The sequence below is a fragment of the Bergeyella cardium genome, assembly GCF_003614945.1.
Taxonomy (GTDB): Bacteria; Bacteroidota; Bacteroidia; order Flavobacteriales; family Weeksellaceae; genus Bergeyella_A; species Bergeyella_A cardium.
In genome coordinates this window covers 92,465-115,042 of sequence record NZ_QYCZ01000001.1, presented here as the reverse complement: position 1 = coordinate 115,042, position 22,578 = coordinate 92,465, and the positions used below count along the sequence as shown (strand labels likewise).

Annotated in this window: 20 protein-coding genes and 1 tRNA gene; 8 read left to right on the top strand and 13 right to left on the bottom strand. The window is 39.3% G+C overall.

Annotated features, from left to right (window positions below; all coding sequences use genetic code 11):
* Positions 1 to 12: 12 nt before the first annotated feature.
* The 9 genes from rpsC to rsmI form a co-directional block, all read right to left on the bottom strand.
* On the bottom strand, positions 13 to 732 hold the full coding sequence (rpsC, locus tag D8991_RS00505; RefSeq protein ID WP_120488254.1) for a 30S ribosomal protein S3: 720 nt from the start codon (positions 730 to 732) through the stop codon (positions 13 to 15).
* An 8-nt stretch (positions 733 to 740) separates the two neighbouring features.
* Entirely contained in the window at positions 741 to 1,139 is a 399-nt protein-coding gene (gene rplV / locus D8991_RS00500; RefSeq protein ID WP_120488253.1) for a 50S ribosomal protein L22, read from the bottom strand.
* Positions 1,139 to 1,417, bottom strand: a complete 279-nt coding sequence (gene rpsS, locus D8991_RS00495; protein ID WP_120488252.1) for a 30S ribosomal protein S19 — start codon at positions 1,415 to 1,417, stop codon at positions 1,139 to 1,141. Before rpsS ends, rplV begins: the two co-directional genes overlap by 1 nt.
* A gap of 2 nt (positions 1,418 to 1,419) precedes the next feature.
* The gene (gene rplB / locus D8991_RS00490; protein WP_120488251.1) at positions 1,420 to 2,241 is read right to left on the bottom strand and encodes a 50S ribosomal protein L2; all 822 of its coding nucleotides are present in this window, start codon (positions 2,239 to 2,241) and stop codon (positions 1,420 to 1,422) included.
* 83 nt (positions 2,242 to 2,324) lie between these two features.
* On the bottom strand, positions 2,325 to 2,612 hold the full coding sequence (gene rplW, locus D8991_RS00485; RefSeq protein WP_120488250.1) for a 50S ribosomal protein L23: 288 nt from the start codon (positions 2,610 to 2,612) through the stop codon (positions 2,325 to 2,327).
* Positions 2,613 to 2,617: 5 nt separating this feature from the next.
* Positions 2,618 to 3,247 (bottom strand): 50S ribosomal protein L4, encoded by a 630-nt coding sequence (gene rplD / locus D8991_RS00480; RefSeq protein WP_120488249.1) that lies wholly within the window; start codon positions 3,245 to 3,247, stop codon positions 2,618 to 2,620.
* Positions 3,238 to 3,864 carry a 50S ribosomal protein L3 gene (gene rplC / locus D8991_RS00475; RefSeq protein ID WP_120488248.1) on the bottom strand — a complete coding sequence of 209 codons (627 nt, stop codon included), beginning with the start codon at positions 3,862 to 3,864 and terminating at the stop codon, positions 3,238 to 3,240. Before rplC ends, rplD begins: the two co-directional genes overlap by 10 nt.
* A gap of 306 nt (positions 3,865 to 4,170) precedes the next feature.
* Complete coding sequence (gene fabG / locus D8991_RS00470) at positions 4,171 to 4,914, bottom strand: 3-oxoacyl-[acyl-carrier-protein] reductase (RefSeq protein WP_120488247.1); 744 nt, start codon at positions 4,912 to 4,914, stop codon at positions 4,171 to 4,173.
* A 27-nt stretch (positions 4,915 to 4,941) separates the two neighbouring features.
* Positions 4,942 to 5,616, bottom strand: coding sequence for a 16S rRNA (cytidine(1402)-2'-O)-methyltransferase (gene rsmI / locus D8991_RS00465; protein ID WP_120488246.1), 675 nt, complete (start codon positions 5,614 to 5,616; stop codon positions 4,942 to 4,944).
* Positions 5,617 to 5,912: 296 nt separating this feature from the next.
* On the opposite strand from rsmI, the gene D8991_RS00460 reads away from it, so the two are divergent.
* The 4 genes from D8991_RS00460 to D8991_RS00445 all read left to right on the top strand — a co-directional run bounded on the left by D8991_RS00460 (position 5,913) and on the right by D8991_RS00445 (position 11,219).
* The gene (locus D8991_RS00460; protein WP_120488245.1) at positions 5,913 to 7,406 is read left to right on the top strand and encodes an ankyrin repeat domain-containing protein; all 1,494 of its coding nucleotides are present in this window, start codon (positions 5,913 to 5,915) and stop codon (positions 7,404 to 7,406) included.
* 30 nt (positions 7,407 to 7,436) lie between these two features.
* Positions 7,437 to 7,919 carry a DUF2271 domain-containing protein gene (locus D8991_RS00455; protein ID WP_120488244.1) on the top strand — a complete coding sequence of 161 codons (483 nt, stop codon included), beginning with the start codon at positions 7,437 to 7,439 and terminating at the stop codon, positions 7,917 to 7,919.
* A 123-nt stretch (positions 7,920 to 8,042) separates the two neighbouring features.
* Entirely contained in the window at positions 8,043 to 10,250 is a 2,208-nt protein-coding gene (locus tag D8991_RS00450; protein ID WP_120488243.1) for a PepSY domain-containing protein, read from the top strand.
* A gap of 3 nt (positions 10,251 to 10,253) precedes the next feature.
* Entirely contained in the window at positions 10,254 to 11,219 is a 966-nt protein-coding gene (locus D8991_RS00445; RefSeq protein WP_162926715.1) for an FAD:protein FMN transferase, read from the top strand.
* Between the two features lie 52 nt (positions 11,220 to 11,271).
* On the opposite strand, the gene D8991_RS00440 is transcribed toward D8991_RS00445, so the two are convergent.
* Both D8991_RS00440 and rpsT read right to left on the bottom strand, forming a co-directional pair.
* Positions 11,272 to 11,343: transfer RNA gene (locus D8991_RS00440), tRNA-Glu, on the bottom strand.
* Positions 11,344 to 11,353: 10 nt separating this feature from the next.
* On the bottom strand, positions 11,354 to 11,608 hold the full coding sequence (gene rpsT / locus D8991_RS00435; RefSeq protein ID WP_120488242.1) for a 30S ribosomal protein S20: 255 nt from the start codon (positions 11,606 to 11,608) through the stop codon (positions 11,354 to 11,356).
* A 174-nt stretch (positions 11,609 to 11,782) separates the two neighbouring features.
* Between rpsT and D8991_RS00430 the strand changes: the two genes are divergently transcribed.
* The 4 genes from D8991_RS00430 to rpoN all read left to right on the top strand — a co-directional run bounded on the left by D8991_RS00430 (position 11,783) and on the right by rpoN (position 15,661).
* On the top strand, positions 11,783 to 12,160 hold the full coding sequence (locus tag D8991_RS00430) for a Rid family detoxifying hydrolase (RefSeq protein WP_120488241.1): 378 nt from the start codon (positions 11,783 to 11,785) through the stop codon (positions 12,158 to 12,160).
* A 33-nt stretch (positions 12,161 to 12,193) separates the two neighbouring features.
* Positions 12,194 to 12,616 carry a hypothetical protein gene (locus tag D8991_RS00425; protein ID WP_120488240.1) on the top strand — a complete coding sequence of 141 codons (423 nt, stop codon included), beginning with the start codon at positions 12,194 to 12,196 and terminating at the stop codon, positions 12,614 to 12,616.
* A 63-nt stretch (positions 12,617 to 12,679) separates the two neighbouring features.
* On the top strand, positions 12,680 to 14,128 hold the full coding sequence (asnS, locus tag D8991_RS00420) for an asparagine--tRNA ligase (RefSeq protein WP_120488239.1): 1,449 nt from the start codon (positions 12,680 to 12,682) through the stop codon (positions 14,126 to 14,128).
* Between the two features lie 51 nt (positions 14,129 to 14,179).
* Positions 14,180 to 15,661 (top strand): RNA polymerase factor sigma-54, encoded by a 1,482-nt coding sequence (gene rpoN, locus D8991_RS00415; RefSeq protein ID WP_120488238.1) that lies wholly within the window; start codon positions 14,180 to 14,182, stop codon positions 15,659 to 15,661.
* 35 nt (positions 15,662 to 15,696) lie between these two features.
* On the opposite strand, the gene D8991_RS00410 is transcribed toward rpoN, so the two are convergent.
* Positions 15,697 to 17,685 carry a KUP/HAK/KT family potassium transporter gene (locus tag D8991_RS00410; protein ID WP_120488237.1) on the bottom strand — a complete coding sequence of 663 codons (1,989 nt, stop codon included), beginning with the start codon at positions 17,683 to 17,685 and terminating at the stop codon, positions 15,697 to 15,699.
* Positions 17,686 to 17,859: 174 nt separating this feature from the next.
* Complete coding sequence (locus D8991_RS00405; protein ID WP_120488182.1) at positions 17,860 to 22,236, bottom strand: S8 family serine peptidase; 4,377 nt, start codon at positions 22,234 to 22,236, stop codon at positions 17,860 to 17,862.
* Between the last annotated feature and the right edge of the window lie 342 nt (positions 22,237 to 22,578).

Sequence of the window (22,578 nt, the reverse complement as noted above, 5' to 3'; positions counted from 1 at the left end):
TAAAATTTTTAATTATTTATTATTTCTTCTTGGTCTTCTGTTATCTCTATCACCACCTCTTGATGCAGATTTCTTTTGTTGTCCTACGAGTGGAGATAATTCTCTTTTACCATAAACTTCTCCTTTCATAATCCAAACTTTTACACCTAATCTACCATAAGTAGTGTGAGCTTCTGCCCAGTGATAGTCTATATCTGCTCTGAAAGTAGACAATGGGATTCTTCCTTCTTTGAAAGATTCGCTTCTTGCCATTTCAGCACCATTTAAACGACCAGAAATCATAACTTTTATTCCTTCTGCTCCTACTCTCATTGTGCTTGCTATCGCCATTTTAACAGCTCTTCTATAAGAAATTCTGTTTTCAATTTGCTTAGCAATACTATCAGCTACTAATACAGCATCAAGTTCAGGTCTCTTAATTTCGAAGATATTGATTTGAACTTCTTTTTCAGTAAGTTTCTTCAATTCTTCTTTTAATTTATCAACCTCTTGACCGCCCTTACCGATGATAAGCCCTGGTCTTGCTGTAGTAATAGTTACTGTAACTAATTTAAGAGTTCTTTCTATAAAGATTCTTGAAATACCACCTTTAGATAATCTCGCTTCAAGGTATCTTCTGATTTTGTAGTCTTCTGCTATTTTATCTCCATAGTCATTACCTCCAAACCAGTTAGAATCCCATCCTCTGATGATACCTAATCTATTACCAATTGGATTTGTCTTCTGTCCCATACCTTGAATTAATTTTCTTTATTACCTAAGATTATTGTTACGTGGTTTGATCTTTTTCTGATTCTATAACCTCTTCCTTGTGGAGCTGGTCTTAGTCTCTTCAATTGTCTTGCACTATCCACATATATTTCTTTTACAATAAGGTTTGCTTCTTCAATATCAGCTCCCTCATTTTTCACTTGCCAGTTGGCAATAGCAGAAAGAAGGAGTTTTTCTAATTTATTAGAAGCCTCTTTCTTAGAATATTTCAGGATATAAAGTGCTTTATCTACTTTTTCTCCTCTAATAATATCAGCAACAAGTCTCATTTTTCTCGGAGAAGATGGACAATTGTTCAATGAAGCCTTTACAACATCTTTGTTTGCTTCTTTTCTTGCGATTGCACTATCTTGTTTTCTTGATCCCATTATCTGCTTCCTTTATTTTTATTACCCGCGTGTCCTCTAAAAGACCTTGTCGGAGAAAATTCACCTAACTTATGACCCACCATATTTTCTGTAATATAAACAGGAACGAAAGTTTTCCCATTGTGTACAGCGATGGTTTGTCCTACAAAGTCTGGAGAAATCATAGATGCTCTAGACCAAGTTTTAATTACCGTTTTTTTACCAGACTCTATATTTGCCTGAACCTTTTTCTCTAATTTATAATGAATGAAAGGACCTTTTTTAAGTGATCTTGCCATAATTATTTTCTTTTAGATACGATATAACGGTTAGACACTTTATTTTTCTTTCTGGTTTTATAACCTTTAGCTGGTTTACCGTTTCTAGATCTTGGGTGACCTCCGGAAGCTCTACCTTCACCACCACCCATTGGGTGATCCACAGGGTTCATTACTACTGCTCTTGTTCTTGGTCTTCTGCCTAACCATCTGCTTCTACCTGCTTTACCAGATACTGTAAGCTGGTGGTCACCATTAGATACAGAACCAATCATAGCTACACATTCTACTAAAATCATTCTTGATTCTCCAGAAGGCAGCTTTATGATAGCATATTTACCATCTCTTGAAGTTAATTGAGCAGAAGAGCCTGCACTTCTTGCGAGGATTGCTCCTTGACCAGGTCTCATTTCTACACAAGAAATAACAGTCCCTAATGGAATGTTTTTCAACTTCATTGCATTACCTACATTAGGCTCTACATTTTCTCCTGAAACTACTTTCTGACCTACTTTAATACCATTTGGAGCGATGATGTATCTCTTTTCTCCATCTGCATACTCAAGAAGAGCAATAAAAGCAGTTCTGTTTGGATCGTACTCTACAGATTTAACCTCAGCTTCAACATTGAATTTGTTTCTCTTGAAGTCAATAATTCTGTATTTCCTTTTGTGTCCACCTCCGGTGTAACGCATCGTCATTTTACCCGTGTTGTTACGCCCACCTGACTTTTTAATACCTACAACCAAAGATTTCTCTGGTTTGTTAGTAGTAATTTCCTCAAAATTGTTTACAATTCTGAATCTCTGTCCCGGGGTGATAGGTTTTAATTTTCTAACAGACATTACTATTTATTAATTATTAAATTATTTATTTACACTTAATAGATTAAGCAATAAGCGATTTCACTTACTGCTTAAAACTTATTTTATACTGAAAAAATATCGATAACTTCTCCCTCTGCAAGAGTAACAACAGCCTTTTTCAGCTTATTTGTCTTACCGATTTGAAGTCCTTTTTTTGTATACTTAGCAGAAACTTTCGGTGCATAAATCATCGTCCTTACATCTGCTACTTTCACTCCATAAGCCTCTTCTATCGCTCTCTTAATTTCGATCTTATTCGCCTTAGTATCTACCAAGAAAGAATAAGCCCCTCTAAGATCTGTAAGATAGTTAGCTTTTTCTGAAATAACTGGTTTGATAATTACTGACATACGATTTATTTCTTTAAGTTTTCTTGAAATTTATCTACTGCACCTTCTAAGAAAACAATCTCACCTGCATTGATTAAATCATAAGAAGAAATCTCATTATAATTTAACACCTTAGTCTTAGGCAAGTTTCTTGAAGATAAATATACATTCTTATTAGCCTCTGGAAGGATAAACAAAGATTTCTTACCATTAAGCTCTAATGCATTTAATACATTGATGAAATCCTTTGTTTTAGGAGCAGCAAACTGCACATCTTCCAAAACTTTAATGCTGTTATCTCTCAATTTCTGAGAAAGAACAGATTTCTTAGCTAATCTCTTAACAGCTTTATTTAATTTAAATCTGTAATCTCTTGGTTTAGGTCCGAATACTCTACCTCCACCTTTAAATACTGGCGATTTAATATCACCATATCTTGCAGAACCAGATCCTTTTTGTTTTTTAAGTTTTTTAGTAGAAGCGGTTATTTCACTTCTTTCTTTAGACTTATGAGTACCTTGTCTTTGTGCTGCAAGGTATTGTTTCACTTCTAGGTAAACCGCGTGCTGATTAGGCTCAATTCCGAAAATTGATTCATCAAGAGTTACTTTTCTTCCGGTTTCCTTTCCTTGTGTATTTAATACTACTAGTTCCATTTTCTGATAATTACATAAGAATTTTTAGCTCCCGGAACAGCACCTTTTACAACTAAAAGATTTTGTTCTTCATCTACTTTTAACACTTGAAGGTTTTGAACAGTCACTTGCTTACCTCCCATTCTTCCAGCCATTCTCATCCCCTTGAATACTCTTGATGGGTCTGAACCCGCACCGATAGAACCAGGAGCTCTTAGCCTGTTATGCTGACCGTGAGTTGCTTGCATAACACCACCAAAGCCGTGTCTTTTCACTACCCCCTGAAATCCTTTACCTTTAGAAGTACCTGTAACATCTACATACTCTCCTTCAGCAAAAAGATTCACTTTCACTTCATCACCTACATTCAAAGTATCTACGAATTCGTGATAGAATTCTGCCAACTTTGCCTTAGGTGTAGAACCAGCCTTTTTAAAATGACCAGCCAATGCCTTACCGACATTCTTCTCACTCTTGTCATCGAAACCTAACTGAACAGCTTTATAGCCGTCTTTTTCTAAGGTTCTGACTTGTAAAACCGAGCAAGGACCCGCCTGAATAACGGTACACGGAATATTTTTTCCGTTCTCGTCAAAAAGGGAAGTCATCCCGATTTTTTTTCCAATAATACCTGACATTGTTTATAAAAATATATATAAAAATTATCTTTTTATTCTCCAGCATTTTAAGGTTTTAGTTCTCAAACAAGCACACTACACCCCTAAAATGAGTGCGCAAATGTATAAAATATTTTCTTATCTCCAAATTTTAGCAGTAAAATATTTTGAAAATCAACAGCTTTTTAAAGACGAATATCCGGCTAAAAATTTTAATCATCATATAATATAGATTTTCAAAATCTAAAAATCAACGCATTACAAGCATAAAATAAAAAGCAACTGGTAAAACCAATTGCCTTAAAGTCTCATTATTTTTTTTCTTATTTAGGTAAGCATACCTCCATCTACATTAAGCACTTGCCCTGTAATATAAGAAGATTTATCGCTTGCGAGGAATACACAAGCATTCGCAATATCTTCTGGCTGGCCTCCTCGTTTTAGAGGGATGGCATCTCTCCAGCCCTGCACTACTTTTTCATCAAGAACGGCAGTCATTTCTGTTTCTATGAAACCTGGTGCGATAGCATTACAGCGGATATTCCTCGAGCCGAGCTCTAATGCCACAGATTTTGTAAAGCCAATAACTCCCGCCTTTGATGCCGCATAATTTGCTTGCCCCGCATTTCCTTTCACGCCCACTACGGAAGTCATATTGATAATAGCACCAGATTTAGCCTTCATCATTGGTTTTATAACCGCTTTTGTGAGATTAAATACAGAGTCAAGGTTTACTTTTATAATCGTATCCCAATCTTCTTTCCCCATTCTGAGAAGGAGATTATCCCGAGTAATCCCTGCATTATTCACCACGATATCGATCTGGCCAAATTCTGTGAGAACCTCATCTACCAGCTTTTGTGCGGCATCAAAATCGGAGGCGTCAGACTGATAACCTTTAATCTTGGTAAGCGCAGAAAGCTCTTTTTCGAGGGATTGAGCTTTATCTACCGAGCCAGCGTAGGTAAAAGCTATTTTAGCTCCTTCTTTCGCAAAAACTTCGGCGATGCCCTTCCCGATGCCTCTCGTTGCTCCTGTAATAATGGCAACTTTTCCTTCTAATTGTTTCATTTTATGTTATAGTTTATAAATTTCAAATCAAATACTGTTATTAATCACCAGAACGATTTCTCCTTTGAGGGTTTTAGACTTGGAAAATGCGATCAGTTCGGCGATTGTACCTCTTTTTGTCTCTTCAAACTTCTTAGAAATCTCTCGGCTAAGGCTTATCCTCGTATTTTCGCCGAAAAATTCCTGTATTTGCTCCAAAGTTGTGTTGATTTTATGGGGACTTTCGTAGAGAACGATGGTTTTTTTCTCCTCTGCGAGCTGTTTCAGTTTGGTTTGCCTCCCTTTTTTCTGAGGGAGGAAGCCCGCGAAATAAAAATCGTGGTTGGGCAAGCCCGATACCACCAAAGCGGGAACAAAAGCCGTAGCTCCGGGCAGGCATATCATCTCGATATCGTTATCTGCACAGGCTTTTGCAAGGAGGTAGCCTGGGTCTGAAATCCCAGGAGTACCCGCATCGGTAATCATCGCGATGCGCTGCCCATTCATTAAATCGTCTATAATTTTTTGGGTGGATTGATGCTCATTATGCAAATGATAAGATTTCAGCGGTTTTGAAATCTCAAAATGCTTCAAGAGAACTCCCGAAGTGCGGGTATCTTCGCAGAGGATATAATCTGCTTCTTTCAGCGTTTTTATCGCTCTGAAAGTCATATCTTCTAAATTCCCAACAGGTGTAGGTACGAAATAAAGAATACCCTGCATCTCATCAAAATTTGTGACCAAAGGTAGTATTTTTATACCAATCCCACTACTTAGTTGATCTACCCCACTTATTAATGATATGCATTCTATGGATAATTAGACACATTCAATAGCTCGAAGCTGTAGCATTTTAACTATTCTCTCTTCTCCTTATCCAAAGGATTGTTTTGCAAAGAGGACATTCCAATCTATTCAATTCATTATTCAGAAATTTTAATTAAGACCATCTATAAATAAATGGCACTTATCAGGTTTTTGTTCTCTATATTTGCAAGCAAAATATAAAATACCGCTTTATGAAAAAGTTCATCATTTCATCATTCTTTTGCGCTGGGATGCTGATTTCTGCCCAGCAAAAATCTCCTCTTTCGGAGGCTAAATTCTGGGAAGGCGCACCAAGCCTAAAAGAAGTAAAGAAAGAGGTGCGCAAAGGCTTTGACTTTAAAAATACCGAAGGCGCGAGCGACCCTATTTTTGCGGCTATAATGGCGAAAGCAAGCCCAGAGGTCATCAAATACCTCACTGACCAAAAAGGGGTGGATATAGAAAAGAAATTCTTCCATGAGAGAACTTACCTGCACTGGGCAACCAATGCTAAACTCTACGAGGTAGTAAAGCACCTGATAAAAAAAGGAGCCAACCTGAATGCCTTAGATGATAAAGGGGCAAATCCCTTAGTTTATGCTTGTAGAGGTGGGAATATTACCCCAGAAATATTAGAACTTTATATTAAAAATAGGTTTGATATCCGCCAAAAATACCCGCAGCTTGAGGATGCCGATCTGCTTCTGCTCTGCATTGGACAGGATAAGGGGCTCAAAATAACCGATGAGCTCATCTCCAAAGGGCTTAGCCTCCAAGTAGAGGACAAAAAGGGGCGAGGTGCATTCTACTACGCGGCATTGGTCGGTGATAATGTAGAAAACCTGAGAACGCTCGTAAAACGAGGGGTAAAATACGACTCCTCTGCCCTGCTCGCCGTAGCCGAAGGGGCACATAAGGTAACGAATGGTGTGCAGCCCTACCTCTACCTTATCGGTGAGCTGAAATTAGACCCCAAAATCACGAATGCACAAGGAGAGACCTTGCTCCACATCGTAGCGAGGAAGCCTAAGCAGGAGGAAGTGATCAACTACCTTTTATCAAGCGGAGCAGATGCCTCACGAAAAGATAAAAACGGAAACACCGCCTTTATGCTGGTCTGCGGTGGTAAAAGTCTTAGCATCGTGAAACAGCTTTTCCCTTATTGCCGAGACATCAATGCTAAAAATGCGAATGGAGAGACCGCCCTACTGAATGCCGTAAAAACGGGGAGCACAGAAATCGTAAATTTCCTCCTCCAAAAGGGTGCAAGCCTCCGCACTACTGATGCGAAGGGGAATAGCCTTGCTTTTGTGCTCGTGGATTCGTTCCGAGTACCAAAAAAAGGTAGGCAAGCCGATAAAGATTTCCTTCCGAAGCTCCTCCTCCTACAAGAAAAAGGTCTTAATTTTGCCCAGCCCTTCAGAGATGGGAGCACGGTTTATCATATCGCAGCGGCTAAGAATAACTTGGACTTCATCCGAAGCCTTTCGCCTATAAAAGCAGATATTAATGCGAAGAATAATGATGGGCTCACCGCACTGCACAAGGCAGCATTAGTGGCAAAGGATGATCAGATTCTGAAATACCTCATCTCGCTTGGGGCTGATAAAAAAATTAAAACAGACCTAGACGAAACGGCTTATGACATCGCTAAGGATAATGAAGCCCTCACTCATCAGAATATAGACCTCAGCTTTTTAAAATAAATTGAATCAATAATTATAAATTAAATTTTTATGAGATTTTTAAAACAAAGTTTTTTATTCGGATTTTTTGCGCTCTTGTTTAGCATTCAAGCACAGGCACAGAGCAGCAAGTACAAACTAATGCTCCAAATGACCAATTACGATGGAGAAAATGCTTACCTCGTAGTCTCTCTCATCAATCCTAATGGAGAATACGAAAAAACCCTCGCCGTAATGGGAGATAATAAGAAATGGTACAAAGGGCTCAAAGAGTGGTTTAAAGCTCAGAACCAAAAACCCGAGCAGCTCAGTGCGATTACGGGGGCTTCCGTAGGTGCAGGCGATAGGAGCACTACCGTTCTCAATATAGATGATTCTGTCTTTGATAAAGGCTATAAACTCAGGATAGAATCTGCCGTAGAACACGCAAAATACCATACGGAAGACGCTGTAATCCCCCTTACTCAAGCTGATTTTTCTAAAAAAGTAAGCGGCAAAGGCTATGTGCGTACCGTAAAACTGAACAAACTCTAACCACCATACAAAAGGCACCCACCTACCAATCGGGGAGATTGCACCAGCGATGAAATCATCCAAAAAAGTCTTCTCCCTGATTTTTCTATTTATACACGCATTATTATCTATTAAAAAAATAAAATGACATCATCCATCTGGAGAAAAGCACACCTTATCCTTGCGATTATTTCGTCGGTATTCTTACTCGTGATCTCAATTACAGGCGTTATTTTAGCGGGGAATATCATTATCAATAAAACCCAATACCCTTATAAAGTAGAGAATTTTGAAGAGCTTAGCCTTGCCAAAACGCTGCCTGTACTCAAAAAAAACTACCCTGAGATTACAGAGATGAGCATAGATCCTAACCATTTCGTAAGCATCGATGGTTTTGATGAAGACGGCAATGCAGTAAAAGCCATCATCAACCCAAACAATGGGAAAATACTTGGCAAGCCCCTTAAAAAAAGCCCATTTATACAGGAAGTAAAAGGGATTCACCGCTCGCTTCTTCTCCACGAAAAAGGACGATTTATAGTAGGGATAATGGCAGCTCTCCTCCTGATGATTAGCCTTACAGGCACCATAATGATTATCAAAAGACAAAAAGGATTCTTCGGTTTCTTTGCTAAAATACACAAAGACTCGCTCTCGCAATTCCTACACACCTCAGCGGGGAGGTGGTTCTTAGTTCCCATCTTCGTAGTATCGCTTACGGGGACTTATTTATTTCTGAAAAGGTTTAAAATCATCCCCGAACAAAAAGAAATCACCCAAACCTATGAAGCAAAACACACCGATACACAAAAAAACATCGCCGATTTTGAAGTTTTCAGGCAGACCAAGCTCAGCGAGGTACAAAAAATAGAATTTCCCTTCTCAGATGACGACCCAGACGAGGTCTTTATATTAAAATTAAAGTCCAAAGAATTAGAAGTAAATGCTTTTTCTGGTGAAATCACTAAGGAAACCCTCTATCCCTCCGCTGTACTTTTAGCCAATCTCAGCCTGAACTTACATACGGGGCGAACCAATCTCTGGTGGGCAATCGTGTTGGCAATTGCTACGCTTAACATTCTTGTATTTATCTACACAGGCTTTGCTATCACCCTAAAAAGAACCGCGTCCAAGGTGAAGAATAAGTTCAAAGCCCAAGATGCAGACTGCATTATCCTCGTAGGTTCAGAAAACGGAACTACATTAGGCTTTGCCAATAAAGTGCAACAGCAGCTCCTCACAAGTGGCAAAAAAGTCTTTCTCTCATATCTTAATAACTATCAGTATTTCCCAAAAGCGGAGCACATCCTTATCTTCACCTCCACTTATGGTGATGGAGATGCCCCTGCCAATGCTGAAAAATTTGAGACTTTACTCGCTAACGACATTAAGCAAAACCCCAATACCCTGTTTTCTGTTGTGGGCTTCGGTTCGAGAACATACTCCAACTTCTGTGGATTTGCTAAAAAGATAGATGCTCTCCTCTCCTCACAAGAATGGGCAGAAAGAAGTATCCCCCTACATTTGGTGAATGATAAATCTGCCGATGAACTCGTAGAATGGGTGAAGCTCTGGAATGAAAAGACCTCTACCCCACTGATGACCTCTCCTTCATTCTATAATGCTAAGATTTCTGGACTTAAAAAATTCAAAGTAGTGGAGAAAACCCCTCTTGATGAAGATAATCAAACCTTCTCCATCTCCCTTAAGCCTCAATTCCGCAAGAGAGCATTCCAATCTGGAGATATTCTCACTGTATATCCTGCAAACGACAGCAGAGAAAGGCTCTACTCCATCGGAAAAAAGGGCAATAGCATTCAGCTCTTCGTAAAGCTACACGAAAATGGGCTCGGCTCTCAGTATTTGTATAGATTACCACTGGGGCAAACCATAAAAGCAAAAGTGGTAGAGAACCTTGCCTTCCACTTCCCAGAAGACACAAGCGATGTAGTGATGATTGCTAATGGTACAGGTACTGCACCTTTCCTCGGAATGATGAGTGAGCAACATCCAGGTGTAAAGAAACATCTCTACTGCGGCTTTAGATTTAGAAATGCAAATACTCAACAGATAGAAGAAACGGCAAAAAGCCTCATCCAAAAAGGAAACTTGCATAGCTTCACCGTTGGATATTCTCGAGGTGAAAAGCCTCAGCGGGTAACCGACCTCATCCGTGAAGATGAAGAATTTTTGGTTCAAATCCTGAAATCCGATGGTGTTATTATGATTTGTGGAGCGCTTTCTATGCTCGCCGATGTAGAAGCCTACCTCACTGAAGTCTGCGAAAGGCATCAGCTCCCAAGCCTTGAAAGATATAAACACAATTCCAGAATTCTAAGTGATTGCTATTAAATAATGAAGACCCTCGCTATCTTTTTACTCGCCCTGCAAATCACCTATGCCCAAACCGCAAGGCACAGAACCGTAATACTAATGGGCAGCAGGTTTGATATTACCATCGTAGATAAAGACTCTACCGCTGCAGAGGAGAAAATAAATATTGCCATTGCCGAAATCTCTCGAATAGAAAACCTCATCTCGGAATGGCGAGCCTCCACAGAGATTTCAGAGGTGAATAAAAATGCAGGAATTCGCCCAGTAAAAGTGAGCCCAGAAGTTATCAAACTTACTGAAAGGGCACTTTGGTTCTCCAAAATTACAGATGGAGCATTTGATATTAGTATCGCTGCAATGGATAAAATCTGGCGGTTTGATGATTCTATGGATACTCCACCCACTCCTCAACAGGTGAAAGCCTCAATAAGAAATGTGGGCTATAAAAATATTATTATCAACCGAAAAAAATCTACCATTTTCCTAAAAAATAAAGGGATGAAAATAGGTTTTGGAGCTACAGGAAAGAGCTACTCCGCCGATAAGACCAAAGCCCTAATGCAGCAACTTGGCGTACAGGCTGGCATCATTAATGCCTCTGGGGATATTGCCCTCTGGGGAACTCAACCCAATGGTAGTGCTTGGACAGTAGGTATTGCTGACCCTTTCCAGTCTGGTGAAGTCCTCAAAGTTCTAAAACTCCGAAACACAGCTATCGTAACCTCTGGGGATTACCAAAAATTTGTAGAATTTGGTGGCAAACGCTATTCCCATATCATCAATCCTAAAACAGGTTATCCCTCCACAGGGCTCACCAGTGTAACCATCACAGGAGAAAATGCAGAAACTGCCAATGGGCTCAGCACCTCCGTAATGGTTCTGGGCAAAGAAAAAGGGCTCCGCCTCCTTAAAAAATTTCCCAGCTATCAATATCTTATCATAGAGGATAATGGTAATATTACTCAAAGTACTGGATTTGACCAATAGCGAGCAACCACCCAAAACAAAAAGGAGAAACTTAAATAAGTTTCTCCTTTTGTAGCCCGTAGGGGAATCGAACCCCTCTTGCAAGAATGAAAATCTTGAGTCCTAACCGATAGACGAACGGGCCAGCTTTATAATTAAGCTAATTTATTTACATGCTTTGTAAGCTTGCTTTTTAAGTTAGCTGCTTTATTCTTATGAATAATATTCTTCTTAGCCAACTTGTCTAATAAAGAAATCACCTTAGGTAATTGTTCTTGAGCCACTGCTTTATCCTCTTCATTTCTTAATACTTTCATAGCTGTTCTTGCAGTCTTATGATAGTATCTGTTACGCATTCTTTTTACTGCGTTTTGTCTGATTCTTTTTAATGCTGATTTATGATTTGCCATATCTCTGTCTCAATTGTGGGTGCAAAGATATATCTTTTTTCGAAACCTCCAAATTTTTTTTTAAAAAAATGTATTATTTTTTAGTGATATACTTGTTTAACCAATGCTATCGGTTTTGCCAGTTTGTGAGTTAATATTATATTTGTGAGATTTTATACATCATATTTTAAGTATATGAAGACTATTATTTCTACAGAAAAAGCCCCAGCGGCAATTGGACCTTATGCACAAGCAAATATGGCAAACGGGATATTATATATCTCTGGACAAATGCCCGCAGACCCAGAAACAGGGAGAATTATAGAAGGGATAGAGAAGGCAACACATCAAGTAATGAGAAATCTTGAAGCCATCTTAAAAGAAGCAGGAATGACTTTTAAAAATGTAGTAAAAACTACGATATACCTTAAAAATATGGAGGACTTTTCCGTAATGAATGGGGTTTATGCTTCATATTTGGAAGAGGGGTTCTATCCTGCAAGGGAAACGGTTCAAGTGTCTTACCTCCCTAAAAATGTAGAGGTGGAAATCTCTATGATTGCACATCAATAGTGCTCAATTGAGCTATTGAATAAATTTTTGGAAATGAACTTTCTTAGGAATACATTAGGAGTATTTGTTGGACTTTTAGTTTCGGGTATCGTTATCAGCTTGGGGATTAGGCTCAACTCTGAATGGGTTACTTACGAGCATTTCTCCCCCTTTCAGAACTGGGAAAACTTCTTAGAAACAAGGAAAGGAGATACCGGCTTCTTTGCCTACCTGCTTTTTTTATCGGGTATCTCTGCCATAGTGGGGGGCGTAGCTACTGCCATCATCGTAAAATATGCCAAAGTAGCCTATGCACTTCTGATAGGCTTCATCCTGTTATTCTTTGCGATGCTGGATATTATTATCTTCCCCCATCACCCTACTTTTTACAAGATATGTATCTTCCTCACCTTCTTTCCTTTTTCTTGGGTAGGAGGTAAAATCACTGAAGTACTCTACGACAGAAAAAAGAAATAAAACCCGTACTACTTCCTAATGAATAAAGGGTATTTTATTACATTTGCAGCATATTTTTAGACAATGAAAAAACACACGATTAAAGATATTTTATCGGATTATAAGAGATTTCTTCATCACAATATCACTGTTCAAGGATGGGTAAGAGCTTTTCGCTCCAACAGATTTATAGCTCTTAATGACGGTTCTACTATACTTAATCTTCAAATAGTAGTAGATTTTGAGCAGTTTGATGAAGAGCTTATTAAAAATATTAAGACCGCCTCTTCCCTCAAAATAGAAGGTGAGGTTATAGAAAGCCAAGGAGCGGGGCAGAGCATAGAGATCTTAGCAAAAAAAATCACCGTTTTAGGGGACAATTTCAGTGAGGAATTAGAAAAAACTGTTCTTCAACCTAAAAAACACTCTCTTGAAGTACTCAGAGAGCAGGCGCATCTCCGTTTTAGAACCAATCTTTTTGGTGCTGTGTTTAGAGTGAGGAGTGCTATTTCATTTGCTATTCATCAGTTCTTTAATCAAAACCAGTTCTTCTATATTAATACTCCTATCATCACAGGAGCCGATGCAGAAGGTGCTGGTGAGATGTTCTCCGTTACAAATTTTGATCTGAACAACCTCCCAAAAGATGAAAATGGCGAGATTGATTATACCCAAGATTTCTTCGGAAGGAAAACCAACCTGACGGTTTCTGGGCAGCTCGAAGGCGAAACAGCCGCTATGGGATTGGGTAGGATTTATACTTTCGGACCAACTTTTAGAGCTGAAAATTCCAATACTACAAGGCACCTTGCAGAGTTTTGGATGATAGAACCAGAAGTAGCCTTTAACAACTTAGAGGATAATATAGACCTTGCGGAAGACTTCCTGAAATTCGTTATCAATTATGTATTAGACAATTGCAAAGATGATTTAGAATTCCTTGACAAACGATTTGCAGAAGAGCAAAAACAAAAACCCGAAAGAGAGAGAGCCAAAGAAGGACTTATAGAGAAACTTCAAAATGTGGTTTCCAAACGATTTAAACGGGTTTCCTATACTGAGGCTATTGAGATTTTACTCGCGTCTAAGGAAAACAAGAAAGGCAAGTTTCAATTCCCTATTGAGGCTTGGGGGGCAGATCTCCAGTCTGAACACGAGCGCTATCTCGTAGAGAAACACTTTGAATGCCCTGTGGTACTCTTTGATTATCCTAAGGAAATCAAGGCGTTTTATATGAAACTCAATGAAGATGGTAAAACCGTAGGAGCAATGGATGTACTTTTCCCAGGAATCGGGGAGATTATCGGTGGCTCCGAAAGAGAAGCGAGATATGATGTACTCATCCAAAAAATGAAGGAGATGAATGTAGATGAAAAAGAACTTTGGTGGTACCTTGATACCCGAAAATTTGGCTCTGTACCACACGCAGGTTTCGGCTTGGGACTTGAAAGGCTTGTGCTCTTCATCACGGGAATGACGAATATCCGAGATGTAATCCCTTTCCCAAGAACACCAAAAAATGCAGAGTTTTAAGTTTTAAATATGTGGAATTCATCAGCCTTGCCAAAATAAATAAAACAAATTATGCTGAAACAAAATCTTCAATTAAAATTAGGTCAAAGACTTGCTCCTCAGCAAATTCAACTAATGAAGCTCATCCAGCTTCATACCCTTGACTTTGAACAGGACTTAGAACGAGAGCTGGAAGAAAATCCTGCCCTTGAAAAAGTCTCCGACGATGATAATGAAGATGAATACGAAGCAGCCGATGAAGAACTTGAAAGTGAAGGAAGTGAATCCATAGAAACCGACTTTGATGTAGATGAATACCTCTTTGATGATGAGCCAAGCTATAAAACAGCAGCCAGCAACTACTCCCCAGATGACGAAGAATTTGATAACCAAAGCCTCCTCACTGAAGGACAAACCCTCTACGACTATCTGATGGAGCAAATAGGTATGGCAGACCTCTCTGAAGAAGACCTCAACATCGCACACTATATCATAGGAAATCTAAACCCTGAGGATGGCTATCTAAGACGGGAAGTAAAGTCCTTGGTAGATGATCTTGCCTTCTCGCAAGGGATATACACTACCCAAGAAAAGGTAGAAAATATACTGGAGAACTATGTACAGAAACTCGACCCACCAGGTGTAGCAGCCAGAAATCTCCAAGAATGCTTGCTACTGCAAATAGAGAAAAAAATCAGCAGTAATAAAGCGGTTTCCCTTGCAGCAGATATCCTGAGAAATCAATTTGATGCCCTTACCAATAGGCATTACTCCAAAATAATGAACAAATACGGCATCTCTGAAGAAGAACTGAAAGATGCCCTTGATGAGATTTCAAAACTCTCACCGAGAGTTGCAGGAAATTTTGATACCCAGACCATCACCATCAATCAGGAGATTATCCCCGATTTTACTATCCAACTCGATGAAGATAACGAGGGAAATGTACAGGTAGTTCCTCTTCTCAACAGTAAAAACGCACCCACCCTCCGTGTATCTGATGAGTATAAAGATATCCTCTCTACCTACTCGCATAATAAAGACTCTGCCGAGCATAGACAGGCAGCGCTTTTCATCAAGCAAAAACTCGATGCTGCTAAGTGGTATATAGACGCGGTAAATCAGCGACAAAACACACTATTACAAACCATCAAAGCCATTACAGAGCTACAAAAAGAATTCTTTATTACAGGAGATGATAAATCATTAAAACCAATGATTCTAAAAGATGTAGCCGATAAAACAGGGTTTGACATCTCTACGATTTCAAGAGTGGTGAGGAGTAAATATGCGGATACACCCAATGGAATTGTTTTTCTTAAAGACCTCTTCTCAGACAGCCTTATAAATGACGATGGAGAAGAAGTCTCTACAAAAGAAATAAAAACACACCTGCTCGAAGCTATTGCAAAAGAGGACAAGAAAAAACCTTATACAGACGATGCTCTTGTAATCATCTTGAAAGAAAAAGGTTATAATATCGCCAGAAGAACAATTGCCAAGTATCGTGAGCAGCTCAATATACCTGTAGCAAGGCTTAGAAAAGAACTCTAATCGGTTTCTAGCAACTGGCTATTAGCAATTAGCCTTTACGCATGATACCTTCTAAACTCGATTTGCTCGAGTTTTTTTGTTACAATCTCTTGGTCGAGCAGAGGAGCAGATTCTACCACTACATTGTGAGGAGATACCCCCCACGCCTTGAAATCATCACTGCCGATATACCGTACAAAACTATAGATATTGAGAATAATCTTCTCTTTCAGGGTGAGGAGATTGTCATTAATATAAGTATTATCTATAATCACATACTTCAGATCTGGGGGTACATTATGCTGCCTCAATGATGGGAAACCGCTCCTCGATGGGATTTCTTCGGCCTCCATCAAGTCTTTCAGCACTTGGTCAAAATAGTCATTAATCCTCCTATCTACCTTAAACCCGAGGAGGAAGTTAATTTTATATATCGTACTCGGCATTATTTCATCTACATAATACTTAAATGTATAAGGGTCTTCTTGGTTAATGATATTTAAAATAAAGTAATGGTCTGCCCTTTTCGGTTGCTTCCTTATAATGGAATAGATGATTTTTGCCTCTATCTCGTCCTCCCTTTTAGCACGGCTAAGAAAAGCCAAATTAGTAGCATATTTAGGGATGGTCTCATCCAGTTTCATATCTTTTATGACGGGGACATACTTCTCAAACTTCACATATTTCAGGAATTTTGCCTTAATCTTTCTCCCATTAAACCACGCATACATACACACCATCATAAACCCGCTAAGGGCAATCGTAATCCAGCCTCCATCTAAGAACTTGATGATATTCGCATAGAAAAAGCCCAGCTCTATCGAGAGATAAGTAATGGCAAAGACGATGATGAGCCATTTCTTTACTCGTTTCTTTTTAAGCCAAAAGATGAGCAGCGTAGAAGTCATCAGCATCGTAATGGTAATGGTAAGCCCGTAGGCAGACTCCATCTTGTGAGACTCCTGAAAGTAGAGCACGATGATGAAGCAAAGCGCCATTAGCCCCCAATTGATTCTCGGAATATACATTTGCCCTTTTACCCCACTCGGGTATTCAATCTGCTGATTAGGCCAAAAGGCAACCGACATTGCCTCAGAAAACATCGTGAATGCCCCCGTGATTACTGCCTGGCTGGCAATAATCGCTGCCATCGTAGCGAGCAGCACACCTGGGAATACCATATAATCTGGCATTATCCCAAAGAATGGATTAATTCCCTCACGCACCTTTAAATGATTATCGAGCAGCCACGCACCTTGCCCCAGATAGTTCAGGATAAGCATTGCCTTCACAAAAATCCAGCTCACACGGATGTTCTGCTTCCCACAATGCCCCAGATCTGAATACATCGCCTCTGCACCCGTAGTACAAAGGAATACCGCCCCCATCACCACAATCGCACTCGGAGAATGGGAGATGAGATTATATGCATAGATGGGGTTAAAGGATTTAAGAATGGATAAATTGCCCATAATATGATTAGCCCCGAAAATTCCCAATGCCAGAAACCAAATAATCATCACAGGGCCGAAGAACTTCCCTATTTTGCTCGTGCCAAACTGCTGCACAAAGAATACGATAAAGAGTATAAAACAGGTATAAAGCACCACAGGAGTATCGGGATTATAGATTTTAAGCCCCTCGATAGCCGATATTACCGTAAGCGATGGCGTTATCACACTATCCGCAACCAAAGTAGAAGCCCCAATAATCGCAAAGAGATAAAGATGCTTGCGCTTCATCCGCTTCACAAGGGAGTAGAGGGAAAGTATCCCGCCCTCGCCTTTGTTATCTGCCCTCAGGGCAATCGCTACATACTTTATGGTCGTCTGCAAGGTAAGCGTCCAGATAATGCACGAGAGCGCACCCTCTATATACTCATCCAAAGGCATAGCCGCCGTCTCCAAGCGGGCATTAATAATCGCCTTCATTACATAGAGCGGAGAAGTACCAATATCTCCGAAAACGATGCCCATAGATACCAAAAGGCCAATGAGCGTGAGCTTACTTGTATCAAGATGCTGAGTGGAATTATTTCCCGACATAAGTTCTTTTATGAAATCAAGATGCAAATGTAGAGTAAAAAAATAAATTTCCTCACCAGTAGCCCTCCTCCCCTTCTATCAAATAGGATGATAGATAAATTTACCATTAAAAATAAAAAGCGGGTTAATGAATATTAACCCGCTTTCAAATGATTAAGCTATGAAAAACTTACCTTACTGAACGATGAGCTTAGCCGTTTGCTTCTCGCCTTTGTTATTGGTGAGGTGCAATAGATATACTCCTTTCGGATACTGAGTAAGGTCGAGATCAGCCCTACTGCCGCTATAATCCTTCTTGAAGAGTAGCTTACCTGAAAGGTCATAAACCTGTGCTTGAACTGAAGAAGTTCCACTACCAAGCTCGATAGTAAATCTACCATCAGATGGGTTTGGATAGATTTTCAGACCACCTTTCACTACCTCTGAAGCAGAAAGGTTATCTACAACAATCGTTACACTTGCCTTATCAGACTTCTTACCATCAGAGTACACAGCGTATACATCGTAGGTATAAGTACCAGTCTGTGTAAGATTATCTGTGTGTTTCAATGTGTTATAGTCATTGATATCGGTGAGCTTCACATTGTTTCTCACAATCTCATACTTCTCAAGTTTAGGAAGGTCTGTAGCTCCAAACTCTACTGGCACTTGCTCTCGTGCTTCTGCTTTGTATGGATCTTCAAAATCACCAGATTTCAGAATCTTAGTACCTTCTCTTACTACTTGCTTCAAGTCAACAGATGCTTCATCAGATGGTTTTGCAGCTACTGTCTTATCAGAGCTTACATTATCTTTATATCCTATTTGGATATCATCTAATGCAAGGAGAAGAGCGTCATCATCTTTTGTAGTTCTGTGGTGGAACACTACGAAGAAGTCATCCTTAGAGTGTTCTTTGATATCAACTTCTCTTTCAACAAATGTACCTTTAGTTTTTTCAGTTCCATCAAACTTGTAAACAATTTCACCTGTTGCTTTGATTTCATCTATCGTTGGTGCTTTACCAGAAGCTGGTGCTTTCACTACATACACATCATATCTTTCTACATAGTCGTGTTTCACAAAATATTTAAGCACTTCTGCTCCTCCTTTTATTTTAGGAGTTACGATCCAGTCATCTACATCCATACTTCTGAAGTACCAACCATAATTGAGTAGTCCATAATTTCCACTTGCTTTATTAAAAGCAGAAATCATCCAGCTCATTTTATCTGCATTATTGTCATAGACTGTCATCTCGGTAGGTATTTTTCCGGATTCAAATCCTTCGGTATAGGAAGGGTTCATATTAGGTCTTACCCACTTGAGATTTACCTTGTTATTCTCTTGAGTAGCTGAAAGATCTTTCACGGAATTATGTACTCCTGCTACTTTTATATCTACCTCAGCAGTGGTTTCGTTTTGTGGAGAAGTTGCTTTTAGGGAAACTTTATAGTCTCCGGATTTATTAAACTTAACTACTGGGTTATTAGATGTAGAAGTAGTACCACTTACAAATTCTGTATTATCACTTGGCGTTACCGTCCATTCAAATGATGTAGGAAGCGGATCACCAGTAGATTTATTAGTAAATGCTACCGTTTCAGTTTCAAAGATTGAATTTCCTGAAGTGATAAATTTAGCTTGAGATGGAGTATTCTTAACAGTGATAAAGTCTTTTTTCTCCTTAACATCATTACCTGAAGAATTCGTTGCCTTCAATGTTACTGAATACTGTTTCTCTTCTGTAAATCTTACTTTCGGATCTTTAGATGTGCTTGTTGTACCGTCTTTATACTCTACTGTATTCGGGCTGAATGACCATTCATAAGTCGCTGGCTGAGTAGAGGCAGTTGTTGTATTATTATTAAGCTGAACTGTCTCATAAGAATTAACTCTTGGTTTAGCCACTGTAAAGTCTGCTGATGGTTTCCCTTCTGCAAATCTTACCAATACATCATCTACTGCTACAGCATAAGAGGCCTTATCGGCGTCCATCTTATTGTGGAAGCCTAAATAAATGACGCCATCTTTTGTAGGAGTAAATTCTCTATTTACTTTATTATAACTTGGAGCAAGGGTTAATTTATCTCCTAACTTATTGGTCATTGCTGATACTTCCGGGCTATCACCATAGAAGAATTCAAGATTTTCTTCATCATTCTGGAATCTACCTGCGTAGAGCTCCAGCATATAGAGCTTACCTGCTTTCACCTTGATAGGGTTGGAGAATAACCAGTCGTCTGTACCTTTTGTTCTATTAGGGAAGTTCACCGCAAAGCTCTTTCCTGTATTTGCTAAGTCTGCATCTGTATACTTCATCCAGGTTCTTCCTTTTCCATCTACATCTTTCACAGTCCAACCGATTTTCTCTAAACTCTCTTCTTCGAAACCAACGGCGTGTTTATCCCCATCTTCTAATACAGAGGCTACTATACCGTATGCACTTGTAGAAGCGGTGTTGTTCATTGCTACCTCATCTCCTGCTAATTCTACTTCTACCTCTATATTGTAATTCACAAAAGATTTGGATAAATCTACATTAAACGACTTGCTAAGCGTCTTTCCTTGTGCTACTTCTTCTAATGCTACTTCTCCTGTATGCTCTACGGCATTACCATTGTCTACATTTACGAGTTTGTATTTAAGTTTAGCTCCTGTTGCAGATGCACTTCCTAAGTTCTCTACCTCTACCGTTACTGGCGTTTGGTTTGTATACTCCTTAGCTGGTGGTAAGGATACGGATTTTAATGCCAAGTCTTTTGATACACCATTGTTAATTCCCGTTGCAATAAGAGAGAAGTCTTGAGAAGCTGCAGGAACTAATTTACCCTGGTCATCGTTCTTTTTCAGGTCACCCTTATGGCTTACGGTGATGGTATATTCCTTGCCTGCTACCGGGTTTTCTATCACTACCTGCTCTACATTGTCTTTGGTATTATCGCCTTTGGTAGCAGCGTTCGCTGGATTATTTACATCTAATTTCCAAGGGAAGAAAGTGGTTGCTCCATCGGATACTCGTAAATCCAAGTCATTTACCAATACGGATTCTCTGTTGTTAAGCGTAGCATCTGGAAGTTTTTCTACTACGGCATCATCCCAAACAATGGTTACAACTAATGGTGCACTTCCTGTTGCCGTGAGTTTTAGGGTATAAGTGCCATTATTATTTAAGGTAACCTCTTCTACTTTTGAGTATTTATCTTTGGTGGATAATACTTCTGCAGCTTTAAAGGCATTGAGAAGTCCCCAACCGAATTGATAATCTGGACCAGGATGCTCACCTGCCTCGTTCGCTGTATGAATTGCCAATGCTTTTAGAGTGGCAGATTTCATAAACGAACGGTACAATTTATTATGATGCTCTTGTAATAAGGCAAGAGAGCCCGTTACATTTGGAGACGCCATTGAGGTACCGCTCAAAGAGGTATATTGGTCATCACCTGTTGATGTTGTAGAATATACACCTACACCTATACCTGCTAAATCTGGCTTGATACGACCATCATCGGTAGGACCGAAAGCTGAGAAACTCGCTGCTTTTACATCACTTGGCTGTTTGTAGCCACCTGGGATTTTATGAGCCGCTGCGATAATAAGCCCATTCTTACCCGTTGCTCCGTGGTTAATACAATCAAAACCATTGGCTCCCCCATTCTTTTGGCGAACTTTTGTAGATTTTGCCCATACTAATTTACCATTCTCTAATTTTCTTACATAGTGTGCTCCACCAGGTTCAGGACCATCTCCTCTTGGGTTACCTGCTGCTTTTACCGCCAAGTAATAAGGAGCATTTTTTGAGATTAAATCCCATTGAGCATCCGTTTCTCCATAATGTCCATAGCCTACATATTCTGTATCATCATCAGTTCCTAACCAGTGCCAACCTGTAGCTCCTGACCAGTTACCATACTCAAAACCTCCTAAATAACCATAAGAGTGATTTGAAAGAAGTGCCCCGTTAGTTGCAGCTGTTGTCATTTCATCCTCATCATCATTCCAGTCATAGGCGATAAGCTCTGCTTTTGGTGCCATTCCTTTCGCTTTCTTATCTACTCCACTGGCAACCATTGTCCCCGCCACATGGGTAGAGTGGCTATTAAGCCGTGTAGAGGTATCACCCATTTTGGCTCTTCCTCCAAATTCCTGGTGGGTAAGCCTTACAGCTCCTCCATCCCACTCACGGAGAACAATACCTTCTCCTTGAAGTTCCAATCCTGGGCTCGTCTGAAGCCTTGTAACTCCCGTACCTTCTGCTGCTCCAGCATTGCTCGTTACATAGTACAAAGGGAAGCCCTTAGCGTTAAAACCTTGCAACTGGTAAAACTTACCTCCAAACTCGGTGGTGAACGGAATGTTCATCTCCTTTGCTCTGGACTCCAGCTGCGCTCTGCTTAGCGTTCCTTTGCGGAATTGCTTGCCTAATAAATTCAATCCTTTTAGGTTCGTCTTGCTTTGAAGAACCTTTACCTCTTGGGCATTCTGTGCAAACACTGCCGTAGCAAATAAGTAACATAATGCTACTGGCAATTTTCGGGTAAATGACCCGAACTCTAATGTAGACTTTCTCATTATTAATTCATTTAAAATTAACTGGACAATACTACACAATATTTTTAATACTACAAAATTTTATTTATTTTAATAAATTTTTAATACAATTAACGATTATTTTATGCAATAAAATTAATTATACCACAAAACACATACATTTTAATTATATACAAAATTCATAGATGATATTTTTTAATTATATACATTATATTAGCCATATAACAATAAATATTCATTCAAATAAGTGTTAAATTGTGATATTTATACCTCAATCACATTGTCAATCTTTATGATATTATAAAAATATCGCCATTATAAATTATAAAAATTTATTTGTATTTTCTGCTTAGAAAAGCACTT